The 20091-nt window shown below is 61.8% G+C and carries 24 protein-coding genes; all 24 read right to left on the bottom strand.

Annotated elements, in window-relative coordinates:
• Positions 1-15: 15 nt before the first annotated feature.
• Positions 16-1557, bottom strand: coding sequence for an NADH-quinone oxidoreductase subunit M (locus ACR0FC_RS10495; protein ID WP_170340407.1), 1542 nt, complete (start codon positions 1555-1557; stop codon positions 16-18).
• Complete coding sequence (nuoL, locus tag ACR0FC_RS10490) at positions 1557-3683, bottom strand: NADH-quinone oxidoreductase subunit L (protein ID WP_170340406.1); 2127 nt, start codon at positions 3681-3683, stop codon at positions 1557-1559. The genes ACR0FC_RS10495 and nuoL overlap by 1 nt, the downstream gene beginning before the upstream one ends.
• Positions 3684-3689: 6 nt before the next feature.
• Positions 3690-3995: an NADH-quinone oxidoreductase subunit NuoK gene (gene nuoK, locus ACR0FC_RS10485; RefSeq protein ID WP_005984024.1), complete on the bottom strand. Its 306-nt coding sequence runs from the start codon at positions 3993-3995 to the stop codon at positions 3690-3692.
• A 4-nt stretch (positions 3996-3999) separates the two neighbouring features.
• The gene (locus ACR0FC_RS10480) at positions 4000-4602 is read right to left on the bottom strand and encodes an NADH-quinone oxidoreductase subunit J (protein WP_170340404.1); all 603 of its coding nucleotides are present in this window, start codon (positions 4600-4602) and stop codon (positions 4000-4002) included.
• The gene (locus ACR0FC_RS10475; protein ID WP_170340403.1) at positions 4599-5021 is read right to left on the bottom strand and encodes a carboxymuconolactone decarboxylase family protein; all 423 of its coding nucleotides are present in this window, start codon (positions 5019-5021) and stop codon (positions 4599-4601) included. Before ACR0FC_RS10475 ends, ACR0FC_RS10480 begins: the two co-directional genes overlap by 4 nt.
• Positions 5018-5512, bottom strand: a complete 495-nt coding sequence (gene nuoI, locus ACR0FC_RS10470; RefSeq protein WP_093964915.1) for an NADH-quinone oxidoreductase subunit NuoI — start codon at positions 5510-5512, stop codon at positions 5018-5020. The genes ACR0FC_RS10475 and nuoI overlap by 4 nt, the downstream gene beginning before the upstream one ends.
• A gap of 2 nt (positions 5513-5514) precedes the next feature.
• A complete protein-coding gene (nuoH, locus tag ACR0FC_RS10465; RefSeq protein WP_170340401.1) occupies positions 5515-6552 on the bottom strand; it encodes an NADH-quinone oxidoreductase subunit NuoH in 1038 nt (345 codons plus the stop codon).
• Positions 6553-6792: 240 nt separating this feature from the next.
• Complete coding sequence (nuoG, locus tag ACR0FC_RS10460; RefSeq protein WP_170340400.1) at positions 6793-8775, bottom strand: NADH-quinone oxidoreductase subunit NuoG; 1983 nt, start codon at positions 8773-8775, stop codon at positions 6793-6795.
• Between the two features lie 3 nt (positions 8776-8778).
• Positions 8779-9285 carry a DUF5333 domain-containing protein gene (locus tag ACR0FC_RS10455; protein ID WP_367646652.1) on the bottom strand — a complete coding sequence of 169 codons (507 nt, stop codon included), beginning with the start codon at positions 9283-9285 and terminating at the stop codon, positions 8779-8781.
• Positions 9282-9659: a hypothetical protein gene (locus tag ACR0FC_RS10450; RefSeq protein WP_170340398.1), complete on the bottom strand. Its 378-nt coding sequence runs from the start codon at positions 9657-9659 to the stop codon at positions 9282-9284. The genes ACR0FC_RS10455 and ACR0FC_RS10450 overlap by 4 nt, the downstream gene beginning before the upstream one ends.
• Positions 9659-10075: an MAPEG family protein gene (locus ACR0FC_RS10445; protein WP_170340397.1), complete on the bottom strand. Its 417-nt coding sequence runs from the start codon at positions 10073-10075 to the stop codon at positions 9659-9661. The genes ACR0FC_RS10450 and ACR0FC_RS10445 overlap by 1 nt, the downstream gene beginning before the upstream one ends.
• Positions 10076-10080: 5 nt before the next feature.
• The gene (gene nuoF / locus ACR0FC_RS10440) at positions 10081-11379 is read right to left on the bottom strand and encodes an NADH-quinone oxidoreductase subunit NuoF (protein WP_170340395.1); all 1299 of its coding nucleotides are present in this window, start codon (positions 11377-11379) and stop codon (positions 10081-10083) included.
• A 12-nt stretch (positions 11380-11391) separates the two neighbouring features.
• Positions 11392-11613 carry a DUF5337 domain-containing protein gene (locus tag ACR0FC_RS10435; RefSeq protein ID WP_093964908.1) on the bottom strand — a complete coding sequence of 74 codons (222 nt, stop codon included), beginning with the start codon at positions 11611-11613 and terminating at the stop codon, positions 11392-11394.
• Between the two features lie 32 nt (positions 11614-11645).
• Positions 11646-12794, bottom strand: coding sequence for an NADH-quinone oxidoreductase subunit E (locus ACR0FC_RS10430; protein WP_170340393.1), 1149 nt, complete (start codon positions 12792-12794; stop codon positions 11646-11648).
• On the bottom strand, positions 12794-14017 hold the full coding sequence (locus tag ACR0FC_RS10425) for an NADH-quinone oxidoreductase subunit D (protein WP_170340391.1): 1224 nt from the start codon (positions 14015-14017) through the stop codon (positions 12794-12796). Before ACR0FC_RS10425 ends, ACR0FC_RS10430 begins: the two co-directional genes overlap by 1 nt.
• Positions 14017-14142 carry a hypothetical protein gene (locus tag ACR0FC_RS10420; protein WP_261391884.1) on the bottom strand — a complete coding sequence of 42 codons (126 nt, stop codon included), beginning with the start codon at positions 14140-14142 and terminating at the stop codon, positions 14017-14019. The genes ACR0FC_RS10425 and ACR0FC_RS10420 overlap by 1 nt, the downstream gene beginning before the upstream one ends.
• A 7-nt stretch (positions 14143-14149) precedes the next feature.
• Positions 14150-14323, bottom strand: a complete 174-nt coding sequence (locus ACR0FC_RS10415; RefSeq protein WP_010442775.1) for a hypothetical protein — start codon at positions 14321-14323, stop codon at positions 14150-14152.
• A gap of 2 nt (positions 14324-14325) precedes the next feature.
• Positions 14326-14928, bottom strand: a complete 603-nt coding sequence (locus ACR0FC_RS10410) for an NADH-quinone oxidoreductase subunit C (RefSeq protein ID WP_170340389.1) — start codon at positions 14926-14928, stop codon at positions 14326-14328.
• Positions 14929-14940: 12 nt separating this feature from the next.
• Positions 14941-15474, bottom strand: a complete 534-nt coding sequence (locus ACR0FC_RS10405; protein ID WP_093964904.1) for a NuoB/complex I 20 kDa subunit family protein — start codon at positions 15472-15474, stop codon at positions 14941-14943.
• Complete coding sequence (locus ACR0FC_RS10400) at positions 15465-15830, bottom strand: NADH-quinone oxidoreductase subunit A (RefSeq protein ID WP_093964903.1); 366 nt, start codon at positions 15828-15830, stop codon at positions 15465-15467. Before ACR0FC_RS10400 ends, ACR0FC_RS10405 begins: the two co-directional genes overlap by 10 nt.
• Positions 15831-16017: 187 nt before the next feature.
• Complete coding sequence (locus ACR0FC_RS10395; RefSeq protein ID WP_170340387.1) at positions 16018-16806, bottom strand: crotonase/enoyl-CoA hydratase family protein; 789 nt, start codon at positions 16804-16806, stop codon at positions 16018-16020.
• Positions 16807-16815: 9 nt separating this feature from the next.
• On the bottom strand, positions 16816-17670 hold the full coding sequence (locus ACR0FC_RS10390) for a hydroxymethylglutaryl-CoA lyase (RefSeq protein WP_170340385.1): 855 nt from the start codon (positions 17668-17670) through the stop codon (positions 16816-16818).
• A gap of 57 nt (positions 17671-17727) precedes the next feature.
• A complete protein-coding gene (locus tag ACR0FC_RS10385; protein ID WP_170340384.1) occupies positions 17728-19659 on the bottom strand; it encodes an acetyl/propionyl/methylcrotonyl-CoA carboxylase subunit alpha in 1932 nt (643 codons plus the stop codon).
• Between the two features lie 5 nt (positions 19660-19664).
• A complete protein-coding gene (locus tag ACR0FC_RS10380; protein ID WP_170340382.1) occupies positions 19665-20081 on the bottom strand; it encodes an ASCH domain-containing protein in 417 nt (138 codons plus the stop codon).
• Positions 20082-20091 lie beyond the last annotated feature (10 nt).

Raw genomic sequence — 20091 nt, 5'->3', positions numbered from 1 at the left:
GTCTCCAAAGCTCCCTTAGTGCGAGGCGACCTGGGTCGCGGCCTCGGCCGCGGCCAGAGCCGTGTCATAGTTCGAAATCAGCGCGGCGGTCGAATTGCCGATCACGTCGGTGACCAGCGACGGATAGACCCCCAGCAGGATGGTCATGACGATCAGCGGCGCAAAGATCAGGCGTTCGCGTGTGCTCATGTCGGTGATCGACTTGAGGCTTTCCTTGATCAGGTCGCCAAAGACCACGCGGCGATACAGCCACAGCGCATAAGCTGCCGAGAAGATCACACCGCTGGCCGCCACTGCGGTCACCCAGGTGTTGACCTGGAAGGTGCCCATCAGCGTCAGGAATTCGCCGATGAACCCGCTGGTGCCCGGCAGCCCCACATTGGCCATCGTGAACAGCATGAACACCAGCGCATAGGCCGGCATTCGGATCACCAGCCCGCCATAGGCCTCGATGTCGCGAGTGTGCATCCGGTCGTAGATCACGCCGACGCAAAGGAACAGCGCGGCCGAGATGAACCCGTGGCTGAGCATCTGGAAGATCGCCCCATCGATGCCCTGCTGGTTCGCCGCAAAGATGCCCATGGTCACAAAACCCATATGCGCGACCGAGGAATAGGCGATCAGCTTTTTCATGTCCTCCTGCACCAGCGCCACCAACGAGGTGTAGACCACGGCGATGGCCGACAGCCACAGCACCAGATCGGTCATCACGGCCGACCCAACCGGGAACATGGGCAAGCTGAAGCGCAGGAAGCCATAGCCACCCATCTTCAGCAGGATTGCCGCCAGCACGACCGAACCCGCCGTCGGTGCCTGAACGTGCGCGTCAGGCAGCCAGGTGTGCACGGGCCACATCGGCATCTTCACCGCGAAGGACGCGAAGAACGCGAGGAACATCAGCGTCTGCATACCACCGACAATGTGGACACCCAGCACGCTGAAGCTCTCGGACGAGAACTGGTGCGTCATGAGCGCGGCAATGTCCGTGGTGCCTGCATCCGCATACATCGCCACCATCGCCACCAGCATCAGAACCGAGCCGAGGAAGGTGTAGAGGAAGAACTTGAAGCTGGCATAGATCCGGTCCTTGCCGCCCCAGATGCCGATGATCAGGAACATCGGGATCAGCCCGGCTTCGAAGAACAGGTAGAACAGCACCAGATCCAGCGCCATGAATACGCCGAGCATCAGCGTTTCCAGAAGCAGGAAGGCGATCATATATTCCTTGACCCGGTCGGTCACGTTCCAGCTGGCCAAGATGGTCAGCGGCATGATGAAGGTGGTCAGCAGCACGAACAGAACGCTGATGCCATCCACGCCCATCTTGTACTTCAGGCCCAGCAGCCACTGACCCTCTTCCACCATCTGGAAGCCGGTGTTCGATGGGTCGAACTCGGTATAGATTCCGATCGAAACAAGGAAGGTCACTGTGGTCGCAACCAGCGCGATCCACTTGGCATTGCGCTGTGCGGCCACATCGTTCCCATGCAGGAACAGCGCCATCAGACCGGCGGAAATGGCCGGAATGAACGTTACAATGGATAGGATATTGTCCATCAGTTTGCGCCTCCGCCGATCGACATCCAGGTGACCAGGGCGGCGATCCCCAGAACCATCCAGAAGGCGTAAGTGAAGATGTAGCCCGTCTGCGCCTTGCCTGCGAGGCGGGTGAAGAAGGGAACGACGCCCATTGCTACTCCGTTCAGGAAACCGTCGATCGTCTTGCCGTCACCGCCCTTCCACAGGAACCGGCCAAGGGCCACAGTCGGTTTGACAAGGATCGCGTCGTAGATTTCGTCAAAGTACCACTTGTTCTTGAGGAACAGGTACAGCGGACGCTGGTTCTCGGCCAGGCGGCCCGGCAGCGCCGGGTTCACGATGTAGAACAGGTAGGCCAGTCCAAAGCCCAGAACCATTGCGATGAACGGCGAGACCTTGACCCATTTCGGCGCCGCATGCGCGTCGTCCAGAACATGGTTGTCCGGCGCGATGTACAGCGCACCCTCGCCCGGTTTGCCGACAAAGGCATAGTGGTGATCTCCGCCCTTCGCCTTGTCATCATGCGCAGCCTCGTCGCCATGGGATTCGGTGGCATGCGTGTCGTCGCCATGGTCATCGGCCTTGGCATGGTCACCGGCCTCGGCATGCGCCTCGGCCACCGGAATGCCATAGAACTTGCCAACCTGATCGGCGTGACCGAAGAAGTTGTTGTACCAGATCATGCCCGCGAACACGGCGCCCAGCGACAGAACACCCAGCGGCACCAGCATGACCATCGGGCTTTCATGCGCGTGCTCATGCGTGTGCTTGTCGCCCCGCTCCTCGCCAAAGAAGGTCAGGAAGATCAGGCGCCAGCTGTAGAACGAGGTCATCGCGGCCGCGATCACCAGCGCCCAGAACCCGAAGGCCGATCCGCCGGCATAGGCGCTTTCGATGATGGCATCCTTGGACAGGAAACCGGCAAAGCCGATCGTGGTCAGCGGGATACCGACACCGGTGATGGCCAGCGTGCCGATCATCATCGCCCAGAAGGTATAGGGGATCTTCTTGCGCAGGTTGCCATAGTTCATCATGTCCTGTTCGTGGTGCATGGCGTGGATCACCGAGCCCGCCCCCAGGAACAAGAGCGCCTTGAAGAAGGCATGCGTGAACAGGTGGAACATCGCCGCCGAATACATGCCCACGCCCGCGGCCACGAACATGTAGCCCAGCTGCGAGCAGGTCGAATAGGCGATCACGCGTTTGATGTCCGTCTGCACCAAGCCCACGGTCGCGGCAAAGAAAGCGGTGGCAGCCCCCAGCACGGTGACGAACCCGGTTGCTCCTGGCGCGAACTCCATCAGCGGCGACATGCGGCAAACCAAGAACACACCGGCCGTCACCATGGTGGCCGCGTGGATCAGCGCCGACACGGGCGTCGGGCCCTCCATCGCGTCCGGCAACCAGGTGTGCAGGATCAACTGCGCCGATTTGCCCATCGCACCGATGAACAGCAGCACGCAGATGACCTCGATCGCGGTCCATTCGCCCCACAGGAAGGTCAGTTGCGTTTCTGCCAGCTGGGGTGCAGCGGCAAAGATGTCCGAGAAGTTGATGCTGTCGGTCAGGAAGAACAGCGCGAATATCCCCAGCGCAAAGCCGAAATCGCCCACACGGTTGACGATGAACGCTTTCATCGCCGCCGCATTGGCCGAAGGTTTGCGATAGTAAAAACCGATCAGCAGGTACGACGCGACCCCTACACCTTCCCAGCCGAAGAACATCTGCACCAGATTGTCGGCCGTCACCAGCATCAGCATGGCGAAGGTGAAGAAGGACAGATAGGCAAAGAAGCGCGGCTTGTAGCTTTCGCCCTCACGCCACTGCGGGTCGTGATCCATGTAGCCGAACGAATAAAGGTGCACGAGCGCCGAAACCGTGGTGACGACGATCAGCATTATGGCGGTCAGCCGGTCCAGACGGATGGCCCACGAGGTCGACAGCGAGCCGCTCTCGATCCAGCGCATGATTTCGATCTGCTGGGTCTGTCCGTCAAAGCTGAAGAAGACGATCCACGACAGCAAACAGGCCAGGAACAACAGGCCAGTGGCCGTCCACAGCGCGGCCTTTTCGCCGATGAACTTCCAGCCAAAGCCGCAGATCAGCGCGCCCACCAGCGGGGCAAAGAGGATTGTGGTTTCCATGATCCCTTACCCCTTCATCATGTTGACGTCTTCAACCGCGATAGTGCCGCGGTTGCGGAAGAAGCAGACCAGAATAGCCAGCCCGATCGCAGCCTCGGCCGCGGCCACGGTCAGCACGAACAGCGTGAAAACCTGCCCGACCAGATCGCCGAGAAAGCTGGAAAACGCCACGAGGTTGATGTTCACCGCCAGCAGCATCAGTTCGATGCTCATCAGCAGGATGATGACGTTCTTGCGGTTCAGGAAGAGACCGAAGATGCCGATGACGAACAGCGTCGCCGCGACGGTAAGATAGTGTTCAAGTCCGATCATCGTCTCAAAGTCCCTGCCCCGGTTTCACGTCCTTCAACTCCATTGCCTTGGCCGGGTCACGCATCATCTGGCCGACGATGTCCTGACGCTTGATGTCCTTGCGGTGGCGCAGCGTCAGCACGATGGCGCCGATCATGGCCACCAGCAGGATCAGGCCCGCCAGTTGGAACAGAAGGAAGTATTGATCGTAAAGGATGACACCCAGTGCCTCGGTGTTGTGGCGGTCGGCAGGGATCGGCTGGGCCAGGTTGGCCGCCGCGCCTTGTGCGCTGTCCCAGGCGCCAAAGGCCATGACGAACTGCATCAGGATGACCAGACCGATCAGCAGGGCCAGAGGCATGTAGCGCGCCATCTCGGCCTTGAGCTCGGCAAAGTCCACGTCCAGCATCATCACCACGAACAGGAACAGCACCGCCACCGCGCCGACATAGACGATGATCAGCAGCATGGCGACGAATTCCGCCCCCAGCAGCACGAACAGTCCCGCCGACGAAAGGAAGGCCAGGATCAGCCACAGCACCGAATGCACCGGCTGCCGGCTGATCACGGTGAACAGCCCGCCGGTGATGGCGCTGATGGCAAAGAGGTAAAAGGCAAATACGCTCATTGGTCATCTTCCTCGTTTTCGCCCATGGCCTCCTGCGCCAGTTCCAGCGCCCGGGTCATGGCCGGGATGCCGGCAAAGACCGACATCTGACCGATCGTTTCCACGATCTCTTGTTTCTTGGCCCCCGCCTCGATGGCATGGCGCACCGTCTGGCGCAGGGCCGTGTCGGCCTGCGCGCCCTGGCAAGTCAGACCGGCCAGCGTCAGCAACAGGCGGGTCTTGGCATCCAGTCCGCCCGGATTGACGGTGTTGCCGAACATCATTTCCATGACCTCTTTGGGCATGGTCGGCCACAGCGCCTCGAAGCCGCGCATCGCGTCGACGGGCGAATAGCTCTCCAGCGCCGGGTTGAACGCCTTGGCCATGTCATGGGCCTGTCTGAGCATCTGCTCGAATGGGTTTTTTGCCGGATCGCTCATCGGTAGGGCGCGTCCAGTTCCAGGTTGCGGGCGATCTCGGCTTCCCAGCGTTCACCGTTGTCCAGCAGCTTCTGCTTGTCATAGAACAGCTCTTCGCGGGTTTCGGTGGCGAATTCGAAATTCGGCCCTTCCACGATGGCATCGACCGGGCAGGCCTCTTGGCAGAAGCCGCAGTAGATGCACTTGGTCATGTCGATGTCATAGCGCGTGGTACGGCGGCTGCCGTCTTCACGCGGCTCAGCGTCGATTGTGATGGCTTGAGCGGGACACACAGCTTCGCACAGTTTGCAGGCGATGCAGCGCTCCTCGCCGTTGGGATAACGGCGCAGGGCGTGTTCACCGCGGAACCGGGGCGACAGCGGACCCTTTTCGTGCGGGTAGTTCACGGTGGCTTTGGGGGCGAAGAAATACTTCAGCCCCAGCTTCATGCCGACCCAGAAATCCTGCAGAAGGAAGTATTTGGCCGCGCGGGTATAGTCGATATTTGCCATTGTCAGCCTCCTACGCTCCAACGGGCGAATGCACCCCAGAACCAGTCGAACTTCGCCGCAAAGGCCACGAAGACCACCCACACCAGGCTGAACGGCAGGAACACTTTCCAGCCCAGCCGCATCAGCTGGTCGTAGCGGTAGCGGGGCGTGATTGCCTTGACCATCGCGAACAGGAAGAAGAAGAACGCCATCTTGGCGACCATCCACAGCACACCATCGGGCAGGCCCGGGATCGGCGACAACCAGCCGCCGAAGAACAGCAGCGTGGTCAGGGCGCACATCAGGAAGATGGCGATGTATTCGCCCGCCATGAACAGCAGGAAGGGCGTTGCCGAGTATTCAACCTGATAGCCTGCAACCAGCTCAGACTCCGCCTCGGGCAGGTCGAACGGCGGGCGGTTGGTCTCGGCCAGGGCCGAGATGAAGAACAGGAAGACCATCGGGAAATGCGGCAGCCAGTACCAGCTGAAGAACCCGAACGAGCCATCCTGCGCCCGCACGATGTCTCCAAAATTCATCGAGCCGGTCGAAATTATCACCCCGATGATAATCAGGCCGATCGAAACCTCATACGAAATCATCTGCGCGGCCGAGCGCAGCGAACCCAGGAACGGGTATTTCGAGTTTGACGCCCATCCGCCCATGATAACGCCGTAAACCTCGAGCGAGGACACTGCGAACACGTAAAGGATGGCCACGTTGATGTCGGACAGGACCCAGCCGTCATTGAACGGAATGACCGCCCAGGCGATCATGGCCAGTACGAACGACGTCAGCGGCGCCAGGATGAACACAGTCCGGTCGGCGCCGGCAGGGATCACCACCTCTTTGACGACGTATTTCAGCGCGTCCGCCACCGATTGCAGTAGGCCATAAACGCCAACCACGTTGGGGCCGCGACGCATCTGGACCGCGGCCCAGATCTTGCGGTCGCCATAGACCAGAAACAGCAGCGAGATCATCACGAAGGCCACGACGGCCAGCACCTGCGCCAATATGATCAGGGCTATTCCGCCTGGGGTGTCAAAGAATTCAGCCATTGGTCCTCACACCGTGGGTATTCCGTTTTCCGCTGCCATCGCGAGGCCCGACCGGCCGGTCGGAGACTCGCGTCGCCTGCGATTGGTTTGGCGAGTTGGTGTAAACAGCATCCGCTTCCTGCACGCCACCTTTTTCCTTCATTTCATTCGGCAAAACACCCGACCACGCCCCTCGTATCTCCTCTCGGAAAAACGAGCTCGGGCTTCCGCCCTCTGTGCTGTTTATGGTCGTCGCAAGCCTCATTCCGCAGCAATCTTTTGGTCACCGCGCGCCTTGGCCAGCGCCGAAAGCTCGGCCATCAACTGCGAGGCACGTGCGATCGGGTTGGTCAGATAGAAATCCTTGATCACGGTCCGGAAATCGGCCTGCCCCAAAGGTCCGGCCTCGATTGCCTGTTCTTCGTTCTCGGGCACTTGGTCGATCCCGGCCAGATGCGGCACTGCTTCGATCAGCTTTTGCCGCAGCTGGGCCAAAGTGTCATAAGGAAGTTTCTCGCCCAACTCTGCCGAAAGCGCCCTTAAGATCGCCCAGTTTTCCTTGGCTTCGCCCGGCGCAAATCCGGCCCGCATCGCCAATTGAGGGCGACCCTCAGTGTTGACGAAGAGACCGTTTTCCTCGGTATAGGCCGCACTTGGCAGGATGACGTCGGCGCGATGTGCACCGCGGTCACCGTGGCTGCCCTGATAGATGACGAACGGACCGGTATCGATATCGACCTCGTCCGCGCCCAGATTGAAGATCACCTCGCCGTCGATTGCAGCCTCAAGGCCACCTTCCGTAACTGCCCCCACATCCATCGCACCGACGCGGGCCGCCGCTGTGTGCAGAACCAGCATCCGACCCGACAGCGCGCGCGCAGCGGCCAAAACGGCCAGACCGTCGGCCTCAGAAACGGCGCCTTGTCCGACGATCACAACGGCTTCGTTGCTTGCCTTGGCCTTGGCCAGTGCATCGCGGTCGGTGCCAAGATGTTCGTAGTCATAAGTCAGATCAACGGCCGGGCCGATCAATTTGACATCGGCGCCCGCCAGCCACGCCTTGCGGATGCGCGCATTCAGCACCGGAGCCTCGTCGCGCGGGTTGGTGCCGATCAGAATGATCTCTTTCGCCGTGTCGATCTCCTCGATCGTCACATTGCCGACATAGCCCGAACGGTTACCGATAGGCAGGCGGGCATTGTCGGTTCGGCATTCGACCTTGCCACCCAGCCCCTCAATCAACTGCTTCAACGCAAAGGCGGCTTCGACAGGAACCAGATCGCCGATCAGACCTGCAACCTTCTTGCCCTTCATCGCCGCTGCGGCGGTGGCCAAAGCCTCGGGCCAGCTGGCGGCGCGCAGGCGACCGTTTTCGCGGATATAAGGCGTGTCCAGACGTTGACGGCGCAAACCGTCCCAGACAAAACGCGTCTTGTCCGAGATCCACTCTTCATTCACGCCATCATGGTTGCGCGGCAGAATGCGCATCACTTCGCGGCCCTTGGTATCGACACGAATGTTCGATCCCAAGGCGTCCATCACGTCGATGGTTTCGGTCTTGGTCAGTTCCCACGGGCGTGCGGTAAAGGCATAAGGCTTGGAAGTCAGCGCCCCCACCGGGCACAGGTCAATGATGTTGCCTTGCAGGTTCGAATCCAGCGTTTGGTTCAGGTAGGAGGTAATTTCCGCATCCTCGCCCCGGCCTGTCTGGCCCATTTGGTCGATACCCGCGATCTCGGTCGTGAAACGCACACAGCGGGTGCAGCTGATGCAGCGGGTCATGGCCGTACCAACCAGCGGACCCAGATCCAGATCATCCACGGCCCGCTTGGCTTCTTTGAACCGGCTGGCCGACATACCGTAGGCCATTGCCTGGTCTTGCAGATCGCATTCACCGCCTTGGTCGCAGATCGGGCAATCCAAGGGGTGGTTGATCAGCAGAAATTCCATGACCCCTTCCCGGGCCTTCTTGACCATGGGCGAGTTGGTCTTGACCACCGGCGGCTGGCCTTCCGGTCCAGGGCGCAGATCGCGCACCTGCATCGCGCACGAAGCGGCCGGCTTGGGCGGCCCGCCCACGACCTCGACCAGGCACATGCGGCAGTTGCCGGCAATCGACAGGCGCTCATGATAGCAGAACCGCGGCACCTCGACCCCGGCCTGCTCGCAGGCCTGAATCAGGGTCATCGCGCCATCGACTTCGATTTCCTTGTCGTCGATTACGATCTTGCGGAGGTCAGACATGGTCTAGTTCGCCCTCAAATACACGCCAATGGCGCTGTTTCGTTCGATTTCCTTGCGCCCCAGGGCACAGAATGTTTCAGCTTTTCCGTAGCTCACGCCGTTCTGCGCGAGATACTTCTCGCCCTTGGCCCGCATCCGCGCTTTTTCAGAGTCCGACTCGACATAGGCCCGGATCTCTCCGTCCGAATAACCCAGGCTGTTGGCCGTGGACCGCAGGCTCCACATCACACCGATTGCCTTCATTCGCCGCCCACTGATCGACGGGCAGTATTCCGAGATCTCATTTGCGATGGCGATGTAGTAAAGCTCGTTGTCGATTTCCTTGACTTCGCGCAAGGGCGGCTTTGCGTCCGCCGAGACGGGCAACGCCGTCGCACAGGCAAATGCGGCAAGTTTCACAAATTTCATGACATATCCTTTCGTCTTGGGTTCCCCAAGACGTCCCGCGGCACGGCTGTTATGCAATAACGGCCGCCCGATCAGCGCAGGATATGCAATAGCGCAGCTCATGGTCGTTGACAGGCTCCGGCAAATGTCAGGCTGTCGTTTTCGATGCGCAGGTTCTGCGGTTCGGTGTCAGGACCAACCTTCCACGCAATGCGGGAGGAACCGAAATTCTGAATGCAGAACCGGGTGCCCTCGTACCGACCAGCTTCGCGCGCGCCATCCAGCGAGGCTGACACACCTTTGATCGTCACGGTGAAATCCGCAGGCGACCGTTTCTTGTCGACCGGCTTTGCCTTGGCCCGAAACGACTTGCCGTCAAACAGGATCCGGTCGCTTGTTGGAGCCGTCCCGCAGGCCGAAAGCAGCGTCAGCAGAACAAGCACACCGACAGCCGGGCGACGCAGGTTCGCGGTGATATCAACAAGTGTGACGGCCATCAGAACGCAGCCACCAATGCAAGGATCCCAAGCACAAACATGCAGGCCCAAGCCACCACATACAGGACTGAACGAATACCGCTATGCGGTTTGCCAACGCCCTGAATGTGTACGACAAGCATCACCAGTCGCGCGACCAAGGCAATCGCGGCCAGCCAGTTCACCCAGACCGGGCTGGCGCCCAACAGAATGGCTGCCACAGTAACGGTCAGAAACGCGGGCAAAGTCTCGGTGCCGTTCAGATAGGCACGGTTCAGGCGATAAGCCTTGTCGGCATAGTCCTGGTCGGGGGTCGCGCCAGGAGCCAGCCCTTTGCCCTGTTTCGCCAGTGCCGAAAACGGCGATAGGAACAAAACGACCAGTGTGAAAATCACCAAAGACGCAATCGCGTGGGAATACTCTGCATAGGCTTCCATCGTTGTCACTCCGCCGCCAGCGCACCCATACGGCCCGATTTCTGAGCCTTGATGCGGTCTTCGATTTCTTCGCGGAAGTTGCGGATCAGGCCCTGGATCGGCCATGCGGCCGCGTCACCCAGCGCACAGATCGTATGGCCTTCGACCTGCTTGGTCACCTCGAACAGCATGTCGATCTCTTCCAGTTCGGCCTCGCCGCGCACCAGGCGGTCCATCACCCGCATCATCCAGCCCGTACCCTCGCGGCAGGGCGTACACTGGCCGCAGCTTTCGTGCTTGTAGAATTTCGACAGGCGCCAGATGGCCTTGATGATGTCGGTGGACTTGTCCATTACGATCACCGCCGCCGTGCCAAGCCCCGAGCCCAAATCGTTGCGCAGATAGTCGAAATCCATGATCGCGTCGCGCATGTTCTCGCCGCGCACGCAAGGCACGGACGAGCCACCGGGGATCACGGCCAACAGGTTGTCCCACCCGCCGCGGATGCCACCGCAATGGGTCTCGATCAATTCTTCAAAGCTGATCGACATCGCCTCTTCGACCACACAGGGGGTATTGACGTGACCCGAGACGGCAAAAAGCTTGGTGCCCGCGTTGTTCTGGCGGCCGAAACCGGCGAACCAGTCGGCGCCACGCCGCAGGATCGTGGGGACAACCGCGATGGATTCCACGTTGTTCACCGTGGTCGGGCAGCCATACAGACCCGCCCCCGCCGGGAAAGGCGGCTTCATGCGCGGCATGCCCTTCTTGCCTTCCAGGCTTTCGATCAGCGCGGTTTCCTCGCCACAGATATAGGCGCCTGCCCCGTGGTGCAGGAACAGGTCGAAATCCCATCCCGATCCGGCGGCGTTCTTGCCCAGCAGGCCCGCATCATAGGCCTCGTCGATTGCAGCCTGCAGTGCCTCGCGCTCACGAATGTACTCGCCGCGCAGGTAGATGTAGCAGGTGTGCGCATTCATCGCGAAAGACGCAATCAGGCAGCCTTCGATCAGCGTGTGCGGATCGTGGCGCATGATCTCGCGGTCCTTGCAGGTGCCCGGTTCGGATTCGTCGGCGTTGACCACCAGATAGGACGGGCGGCCATCGCTTTCCTTCGGCATAAACGACCATTTCAGGCCGGTCGGGAAGCCCGCACCGCCACGCCCGCGCAGGCCTGAGTCTTTCATCGTCTGGATGATCCAGTCGCGACCCTTTTCCATCAGGCCAGCAGTGCCGTCCCAATGCCCCCGGGCCTGGGCGCCCTTCAAGGTGCGCTCGTGCATCCCGTAGATGTTGGTAAAGATCCGGTCCTGATCCTTCAGCATCGCGTGTTACCTTCAGCTGTCCTGACGCATGCGCCAGAGTTGAAATATGTTGACGCCCGCATAGATGAACGCCGCGATCGCGGCGAAATCGAACAGCAGCGCAAAGCGTCCCGGCAGCTCCAGGGCCGGGCCGATGAACAGGGTCATGGCAAGCCACAACAGCATGGTCACCGCGATGACCACGCCGATATGTCGGCCCTTGCGGGCGATGGCCTGTTCCTTGTCCTTGTCCATCACACTCCGATGCACGTATCGGGCACCGTCTCTCAGTCTTCGTAGGTGCCGTCTTGCTTGGCACGTTTGGAAAATTCGGTTTCCTCACCAGCAGCCAGCTTGGCCGCCTGCTCGATCCAGCCGTCGCGTTCGATCCGGCCCTTGAACTTCAGCCGGGCATCAACCCAGGCCACATGTTCGGGCGTCCAGGCCGCGATCTGATCGAAGTGGTAGAACCCGAGCTCGTTCAGCGTCTGCTCGAGCTTCGGCCCCACACCTTTCAGCAGCTTGAGGTCGTCGGGCTTGCCGTCGCGCGCACCGCTCAGCGTTTCGGGCTGAGCCTCAGCCGTTTCCGGCTTGGCCGCGGCGCCCTCGGGCGAAGATGGCTCGGCCTTGGCGGATTTCTTGGGTGCGGCCTGGCGGGCGGCTGGTTTGCCCTGCTCTGGCACCTTCGGCGGCTTGGGCGCGGCTTTCGCGCCGGCGACCTTGCCATCCTTGCCCAACCAAGGCGTCAAAATCGGAACCTCGGTTCCGTCGATGCGCTTGACGGTATCGCCCAGTTCCGTGGCCAGTTGCACACTGGCATTGTGCTTTGCCTTGCCACCCTCGTAGTCCTTCAGGCTGGTCACCCCGCCCAGAGGCTCGGCCGCATAGCGCCCATTCTGGGGACCCGGCACCGGAACCTTGCCAGCGACCACTTCATCAATGATCCGACCAAAACTCTCGGCGGTCAGGTCCTCGTAATAGTCTTTACCGATCTGTGCCATCGGGGCGTTGGTGCAGGAGCCCAGGCACTCGACCTCTTCCCAGCTCAGCTTGCCGTCCGCCGACAGCTGGTGCGGCTTGGGCGCGATCTTTTCGCGGCAGACCGCGATCAGGTCTTCGGCCCCGCAGATCATGCAGGACGTGGTGCCACAGACCTGAATATGCGCAACGGACCCAACCGGTTGCAGCTGGAACATGAAGTAGAAGGACGCAACTTCGAGCACCCGGATGTACGACATGCCCAGCATGTCAGCGACGGTTTCAATCGCCGGACGGCTCAGCCAGCCCTCCTGCTCTTGTGCGCGCCACAGCAGCGGGATGACCGCGCTGGCCTGACGGCCCTCGGGGTACTTGGTGATCTGCGCCTTGGCCCAATCCATATTGGCGGGAGTGAAGGCAAAGCTATCAGGTTGTTCGGGATGAAGACGGCGGAGCATTAGCGGTCAATCTCTCCAAATACGACGTCCATGGTGCCAATGATGGCGGCGACGTCGGCCAGTTGGTGGCCCTTGGCGACGTGGTCCATGGCTTGCAGGTGCAGGAAACCGGGCGCACGCAGCTTGGCGCGGTACGGCTTGTTGGTGCCGTCGGCGACGAGATAGACGCCGAACTCGCCCTTGGGCGCTTCGACGGCGGCATAGACTTCACCCGCCGGAACGTGGAACCCTTCGGTGTACAGTTTGAAGTGATGGATCAGGCTCTCCATCGAGGTCTTCATGTCCGAGCGTTTCGGCGGCGTGATCTTGCCGCGGGCCAGAATGTCGCCCGGGCAGTCGCGCAGCTTGGCGATGGCCTGACGGATGATCGACACCGACTGGCGCATCTCTTCCATCCGCACCAGGTAGCGGTCATAGCAGTCCCCATTCTTGCCGACGGGGATTTGGAACTCGAACTCGTCGTAGCATTCATAGGGTTGCGCGCGACGCAAGTCCCAGGCGAGGCCCGATCCGCGCACCATCACGCCCGAGAAGCCGTATTGCTGGATATCCTCCTCGGTCACCACGCCGATGTCGCAGTTGCGCTGTTTGAAGATCCGGTTCTCGGTCAGCAGTCCGTCAATGTCGTCCAGAACGGCGGGGAACTCGTGGCTCCAGGTCTCGATGTCGTCCAGCAACTCGGGCGGCAGGTCCTGATGCACACCGCCGGGGCGGAAATAGGCCGCGTGCAGGCGCGCACCGCAGGCACGCTCGTAAAACACCATCAGCTTTTCACGCTCTTCAAAGCCCCACAGCGGCGGGGTCAGCGCGCCCACGTCCATCGCCTGCGTGGTCACGTTGAGCAGATGGTTCAAAACGCGCCCAATCTCGGAATACAGGACCCGGATCAACGAGGCCCTGCGTGGAACTTCGACGCCGGTCAGCTTTTCGATGGCCAGGCACCAGGCATGTTCCTGGTTCATCGGCGCCACATAGTCCAATCGGTCGAAATACGGCAGGTTCTGCAGATAGGTCCGGCTTTCCATCAGCTTTTCGGTACCGCGGTGCAGCAGGCCGATATGCGGGTCGCAACGCTCGACGATCTCGCCGTCCAGCTCAAGCACAAGACGCAAAACTCCGTGCGCCGCAGGGTGCTGCGGGCCGAAGTTGATATTGAAGTTGCGGATCTTCTGTTCTCCGCTCAGCGCGTCCGTGCTGCCGTCATCGTATCTTGAGCCGTCCATCAACGCCCTCGTTTCTTTTTCGCTTCGGCCCGAACCCGGACCTTTTCCGCCTCAAGCGCTTTGGCTGCGGCCCCCGCCAGCAGGACCCCCAGCGCACCCAACGCAATAAGTTCCCCTAGCAGCATGACCATCTCAGCGGCGCTCCAGTTCCTGCAGTTTCAACCCGACCCACCACAGCAACGCGATCGTGCCGAATGGGACCAGGCAGAGAAGGCACCAGTATTTGTTGATCCCGAAAAACGGCAAGATCTTCACCATCGGAATGATGGTCAGTGCAGAAAGGATCAGCCACCAGATGCCACCCATTGTCAGGTCTCCTGTTTTTCATCCCCCGGCAGAACATAGTTCGCACCTTCCCACGGGCTCATGAAATCGAACTGGCGATATTCCTGAACCAGCGAGACCGGTTCGTACACGACCCGTTTCTGCGCTTCGTCATAGCGGACTTCGATATACCCGGTGGTCGGAAAATCCTTGCGCAACGGATAGCCGCGAAAGCCATAGTCGGTCAGAATGCGACGCAGGTCCGGGTGGCCCGAGAACAGGATGCCGAACATGTCGAACACTTCACGCTCGAACCAGTTGGCCGAGGGGTGCACATCGACGATCGACGGAACCATGTCTTCCTCGCGCACCGAGATCCGGATCCGGATGCGCTGGTTCTGGTACATCGAAAGAAAGTGGTAAACCACGTCGAACCGTTTGGCGCGTTCGGGGTAGTCAACTCCGGTAATGTCGACCAAGGTAGAAAACTTGCAGTTCTGATCCGTTTTCAGAAACTCGACAAATTCCACCAGGCTCGAGGGCGCAACATCAACCGTCAGCTCGTCATGGGCCACGCTCCATGACAGAACACAGTCCGTGCGCTTGAGCTCGATATGCGTGCCGAGTTCCTTGAGTGCTTCGCTCATCTCGGTCCCTCCTCAGCGGACAATAGTGCCGGTGCGGCGGATCTTGCGCTGCAGCTGCAGCAGACCGTACAGCAGAGCCTCGGCCGTCGGCGGGCAGCCGGGCACATAGATGTCCACCGGAACAATCCGGTCGCAGCCACGCACGACGGAATAGGAATAGTGGTAGTACCCGCCACCATTGGCGCAGGACCCCATCGAAATCACATAGCGCGGCTCGGGCATCTGGTCATAGACCTTGCGTAGCGCCGGGGCCATCTTGTTGGTCAGCGTACCGGCCACGATCATCACGTCCGACTGGCGCGGGGATGCGCGCGGCGCGATGCCGAAGCGTTCGGCGTCGTAACGCGGCATCGAGGTGTGCATCATCTCGACCGCACAGCAGGCCAGACCAAAGGTCATCCAGTGCAGCGAGCCGGTGCGCGCCCAGTTGATGATGTCCTCGGACGAAGTCAGCAGGAACCCTTTGTCCTGCAACTCGGCGTTCAGGGCCTGGGTGGCGACTTCCTTGTCGACGCCAGCGGTGTTTGCACCCGTCATCACTCCCATTCCAGGGCCCCCTTCTTCCATTCATAGGCAAAGCCGATGGTCAGAACGCCGAGGAACACCATCATCGACCAGAAGCCGACATCGCTGATGTCCTTGAAGCCCACGGCCCAGGGAAACAGGAACGCAATCTCGAGGTCGAAGATGATGAACAGGATCGACACCAGATAGAATCGGACATCGAACTTCATCCGCGCATCGTCGAACGCGTTGAACCCGCACTCATAGGCGCTGACCTTTTCGGGGTCGGGATTTCGGACTGCCAGAACGACGGCGGCCAGAATCAGGACGATTCCAAGGCCCACGGCGACGGCCAGAAACACCAGGATCGGGAGATACTCCCGCAACAGCTCTTCCACGAGTGGCTCCTTTCCTGCGCATCCCGAACGAGACACGCCGTCAATTGGCGTGTTGACTGGACATTCTCTATCCGCGCGGGGTCAGAGGGTCAACCGAGCAGAAGCGCGCATGGCACCGAATATTCGGCTTGCCAACGCCCAGCGCTGCACTAGGCGCAAACCCTTGGCTTCAAATGGTCGCGGGCGGTCAAACCTTACTATTCCATGAAGGTTTTCGCTTGTCGAAGAAAGCGCCGATTCCCTCACGCGCCTCGTCAGTTTCCCAGCGGTCGACCAGCGCCCGGATCGTGTGGTCGATCACCGCGTCGTCGATACGCGGTCCGAGGTTCCGAACCAGCGCCTTGGCCGAGGCCACGGCGCCCGGCGCACAGGAGAGATAGGGCTGCACTTCGGCTTCTATCGCGGCATCCAACTCATCCGCCGGAACGGCCCGCGCCAACAGGCCAAGATCCACCGCCTCGGCCGCGTCGAACAGACGGGCCGACATGAACACGCGCCGCGCGCGGGCCTCGCCCATGCGGGCGATGACATAGGGGCCGATGGTGGCCGGGATCAGCCCCAGCCGGGTTTCGGTCAGCCCCATCTTCAGGCTGTCCACGCCGACGGCCACATCACAGACCGCGGCCATGCCCACGCCACCGCCAAAGGCGTTGCCCTGAAGCGCGCCGATCAAGGGTTTTGGCAGGGTGTTCAGGGCGTTCAGCATCTCGGCCAGCTTGCGCGCCTCGACAAAGCGGGTCTCGGGGTCGGCGGCCATCTGGGCCTGCATCCAGCCCAGGTCACCCCCGGCGCAGAAGCTCTTGCCCGCGCCGGTCAGAACTACGACACGCACGTCGTTGGTTTCCCCCAGTTGCGCGGCGGCCCGGGTCAGCTCGGCGATCATCTGCGCCGACATCGCGTTGTGTTTTTCCGGCCGGTTCAGCGTCAGCGTGGCAACGCCGCGCAAATCGGTGGAGATCGAGATGGTCTCAAACATGTCAGCCTCTTATCCCGCCCGCATCGCGCGGGCCATTTCCGCCGCTTGGTTCAGCACGGCAACGTCCAGCCCGGTATCATAGCCCAGCCGTTCGAGATGCGCGGCAACGGCTTCGGTGGCCACATTCCCGGCCGCGCCAGGCGCGTAGGGGCAGCCGCCCAATCCGCCCACGGCTGCGTCGAACACCCGGACGCCCAGCGCAAGAGACGCGTCGATATTGTCGATCGCCCGCCCGTTGGTGTCGTGGAAATGCCCGGCCAGACGGGTCGCGGGCACGTATTCACGCACCGCCAGCAGCATTCGTGCGATGCTGTCGGGTGTCCCCTGCCCGATCGTGTCGCCCAGCGAGATCTCGTAACAGCCGTGCGCGAACAGCAGGTCGGCCACCTCGGCCACCTTGGCGGGTGGCGTCGGCCCGTCATAGGGGCAGTCGGTCACGCAAGAGACGTATCCCCGCACCGGCAGGTCGATATGGCGCGCCGCCTCAAGGATCGGGACGAACCGCTCGATGGATTCGGCGATGGTCGCGTTGATGTTGGCCTTGGAAAACCCCTCCGACGCCGAGGCAAACACCGCGATCTCATCCGCCCCGGCGGCCAGCGCGTCCTTATAGCCACGCATGTTCGGGGTCAGCGCGGCGTAGCGCACGCCGGGGGCGCGGGTGATCCCGGCCAGCACCTCGGCGCTGCCGGCCATTTGCGGCACCCATTTGGGCGATACGAAACTGGCCACCTCGATCCGGCTGAACCCCGCCCGGCTGAGGCAGTCGACCAGCGCGATCTTCTCGGAAACCGGGATTTCACGCTTTTCGTTCTGCAGCCCGTCGCGCGGCCCCACTTCGAAAATCTCGACACGTTCCGCCATGGCGGTGCCCTCCTGTACAGTCCCGGCCCGCCCCGTTCAGGGCGGGCGTTCAGGGTTTCAGTCGTCTTCCAGCCGGACCAGCGCCGCACCGGCCTCGACCTGCGATCCGGCCTCGGCCAGAACCTCGGCCACGACACCGTCGCGGGCGGCCAGCAGCGAATGCTCCATTTTCATGGCCTCGAGGATGGCCAGCCGGTCGCCTTCCTTCACCGCCTGCCCCGGCGCGGCAAATACCGCCTTGACCAGCCCGGGCATCGGCGCTTCGACCACGTTGGTGTCACCGGCGGCGCTGACATCGCGGTCCAGCGGGTCCAGCATCTCGAAGTTCACGCCATAGGCGTCGAACACGGTGACATCGTGGCCCGCAATCGCAACCGGAGGCATCGGCTGGCCGTCGATGATCCAGCGGCCGTTGACCCGTTCGGCGATCACGCTGGCCCCGCCAACCTGCCAGTCCTGCCGGTCCGGCCCTGCGACCTGGACGTCCAGATCCAGAACCTCGCCGTCGCGCTTCAGCTGAAGCGCCCGGTGCAGCGGGGCCCAGAGGGTAAATCCGGTATCCTGGGCGGGTTTGTCCAGCCCGGTCGCGGCCATCGCCGCCGCAACGGTCATTGCCGGGGTGACGGCGGGTTCGCGCACCAGATCGTCCAGATCGCGGCCGATCAACCCGGTATCGACATCGCCCGCCGCAAACCCGGCGTGCCGGGTCAGTGCGCCCAGGAAAGACAGGTTGGTGACGGTTCCCGCCACCTGCGTCCGGCGCAGCGCGCGGTGCAGTTGTTCCAGCGCCACCGCGCGGGTCCGGCCGTGCACAATCACCTTGGCGATCATCGGGTCATACCATGGGCTGATCGTGTCACCCGCCCGCACGCCGCTGTCGGCGCGGCAGCCGTGCGGAAACTCCAGATGGGTCAGAGTGCCCGTCGCGGGCAGGAACCCTTTGGGCACGTCCTCGGCATAGAGCCGGGCCTCGAAGGCATGACCGTTGATCGACAGCTCTGCCTGCCGCTTGGGCAGGCTTTCCCCGGCTGCAACCCGCAACTGCCATTCGACCAGGTCGATTCCGGTGATGGCCTCGGTCACCGGGTGTTCGACCTGCAGGCGGGTGTTCATCTCCATGAACCAGAAGCGGTCGGGGCGCAGCCCGTCCGAGGCATCGACGATGAACTCCACGGTGCCTGCGCCCTTGTAGCCGATGGCCTCGGCCGCGCGCACGCCCGCCTGGCCCATCGCTTCGCGCATCTCGGGCGTCATTCCGGGCGCCGGTGCTTCCTCGATCACCTTCTGGTGGCGGCGCTGCAGCGAGCAGTCGCGTTCGAACAGATGCACGGCATGGGTGCCGTCACCAAAAACCTGAACCTCGATATGACGGGGCTTGGCCACGAATTTCTCGACCAGAACGGCATCATTGCCAAAAGCAGTCTTGGCCTCACCCCGGGCGCTGTCCAGAGCAGCGGCGAAATCCGCCGGCCTCTCGACCAGCCGCATCCCCTTGCCACCACCGCCGGCCACCGCCTTGATCAGAACCGGATAGCCGATGGTGTCGGCCGCTCCGGCCAGATGCTCAGGGTCCTGGTTGTCGCCGTGATAGCCGGGCACGACCGGGACGCCGGCGTGCTCCATCAGCGCCTTGGCGGCATCCTTCAGGCCCATCTTGCGGATCGCATCCGCCGAGGGGCCGATGAAGGTCAGGCCCGCGGCCTGCACGGCATCCACGAAATCGGGGTTCTCGGACAGAAACCCGTACCCTGGGTGGATCGCCTGCGCGCCGGTATCCAGCGCGGCCTGAATGATCACGTCGCCCTTCAGATAACTGTCGGCCGGAGCCGCCCCGCCAATATGTACGGCCTCATCCGCCATCTGCACATGCTTGGCGGCCGCGTCCGCATCCGAGTACACGGCAACGCAGGCCACGCCCATCTTGTGCGCGGTTTCGATGACCCGGCAGGCAATCTCGCCTCGGTTGGCGATCAGGATCTTGTCAAACATGGCTGTTACCCTTTCCCTGCCAGATCTTCCACAAGGCGAAACCGTTCGCAGACCAACTCCATCTTTGGGTCGAAGCCGCCGTTTCGTTCGAAATATCTGCGATGATCCTCGCGCCAGCCTTCCAGGCTGTCGTTTTCGCCCTCGGCCAAGGCAAATGCCTCGTCCACATCGCAATAGCGCCGGACCGTCACATCGACCGTTTCGATGACCAGCGCGGGCTGCCCGTCCCAGTCCAAAGCGATGTCGCGGCGGCCAACTTGCGGCATTGCCTCGCCATCCGCCGTAAAGTCACGCAACGCGCCACATGTCGCGGTCTTGCGGCCCGAGCGGACAAGAGCCAGCAATTCGTCGCACAATGCACGGTTGTCGCCGAACTGAAAGGTCTCGGCCCCCGGATATCTTTCTTTCAGGTTTTCCAGCATCAAACCGCCC

The organism is Ruegeria sp. BB9, assembly GCF_056539345.1.
Note: the sequence above shows the minus strand (reverse complement) of the source record. Positions and strands in the feature narration are given on the sequence as shown.

Coding starts and splice junctions, on each gene's coding strand:
- ACR0FC_RS10480 (WP_170340404.1), bottom strand. CDS start 4,602: ATGAGCGTATTTGCCTTTTACCTCTTTGCCATCAGCGCCATCACCGGC.
- nuoK (WP_005984024.1), bottom strand. CDS start 3,995: ATGATCGGACTTGAACACTATCTTACCGTCGCGGCGACGCTGTTCGTC.
- ACR0FC_RS10380 (WP_170340382.1), bottom strand. CDS start 20,081: ATGCTGGAAAACCTGAAAGAAAGATATCCGGGGGCCGAGACCTTTCAG.
- ACR0FC_RS10445 (WP_170340397.1), bottom strand. CDS start 10,075: ATGGAAGCCTATGCAGAGTATTCCCACGCGATTGCGTCTTTGGTGATT.
- ACR0FC_RS10475 (WP_170340403.1), bottom strand. CDS start 5,021: ATGAGCGATCCGGCAAAAAACCCATTCGAGCAGATGCTCAGACAGGCC.
- ACR0FC_RS10450 (WP_170340398.1), bottom strand. CDS start 9,659: ATGGCCGTCACACTTGTTGATATCACCGCGAACCTGCGTCGCCCGGCT.
- ACR0FC_RS10410 (WP_170340389.1), bottom strand. CDS start 14,928: ATGAGCGAAGCACTCAAGGAACTCGGCACGCATATCGAGCTCAAGCGC.
- ACR0FC_RS10425 (WP_170340391.1), bottom strand. CDS start 14,017: ATGGACGGCTCAAGATACGATGACGGCAGCACGGACGCGCTGAGCGGA.
- ACR0FC_RS10405 (WP_093964904.1), bottom strand. CDS start 15,474: ATGGGAGTGATGACGGGTGCAAACACCGCTGGCGTCGACAAGGAAGTC.
- ACR0FC_RS10420 (WP_261391884.1), bottom strand. CDS start 14,142: ATGCTGCTAGGGGAACTTATTGCGTTGGGTGCGCTGGGGGTCCTGCTG.
- ACR0FC_RS10435 (WP_093964908.1), bottom strand. CDS start 11,613: ATGGACAAGGACAAGGAACAGGCCATCGCCCGCAAGGGCCGACATATC.
- ACR0FC_RS10455 (WP_367646652.1), bottom strand. CDS start 9,285: ATGAGCTGCGCTATTGCATATCCTGCGCTGATCGGGCGGCCGTTATTG.
- ACR0FC_RS10385 (WP_170340384.1), bottom strand. CDS start 19,659: ATGTTTGACAAGATCCTGATCGCCAACCGAGGCGAGATTGCCTGCCGG.
- ACR0FC_RS10495 (WP_170340407.1), bottom strand. CDS start 1,557: ATGGACAATATCCTATCCATTGTAACGTTCATTCCGGCCATTTCCGCC.
- nuoI (WP_093964915.1), bottom strand. CDS start 5,512: ATGGCAAATATCGACTATACCCGCGCGGCCAAATACTTCCTTCTGCAG.
- nuoG (WP_170340400.1), bottom strand. CDS start 8,775: ATGTCTGACCTCCGCAAGATCGTAATCGACGACAAGGAAATCGAAGTC.
- nuoL (WP_170340406.1), bottom strand. CDS start 3,683: ATGGAAACCACAATCCTCTTTGCCCCGCTGGTGGGCGCGCTGATCTGC.
- ACR0FC_RS10395 (WP_170340387.1), bottom strand. CDS start 16,806: ATGTTTGAGACCATCTCGATCTCCACCGATTTGCGCGGCGTTGCCACG.
- nuoH (WP_170340401.1), bottom strand. CDS start 6,552: ATGGCTGAATTCTTTGACACCCCAGGCGGAATAGCCCTGATCATATTG.
- nuoF (WP_170340395.1), bottom strand. CDS start 11,379: ATGCTGAAGGATCAGGACCGGATCTTTACCAACATCTACGGGATGCAC.
- ACR0FC_RS10430 (WP_170340393.1), bottom strand. CDS start 12,794: ATGCTCCGCCGTCTTCATCCCGAACAACCTGATAGCTTTGCCTTCACT.
- ACR0FC_RS10415 (WP_010442775.1), bottom strand. CDS start 14,323: ATGGGTGGCATCTGGTGGCTGATCCTTTCTGCACTGACCATCATTCCG.
- ACR0FC_RS10390 (WP_170340385.1), bottom strand. CDS start 17,670: ATGGCGGAACGTGTCGAGATTTTCGAAGTGGGGCCGCGCGACGGGCTG.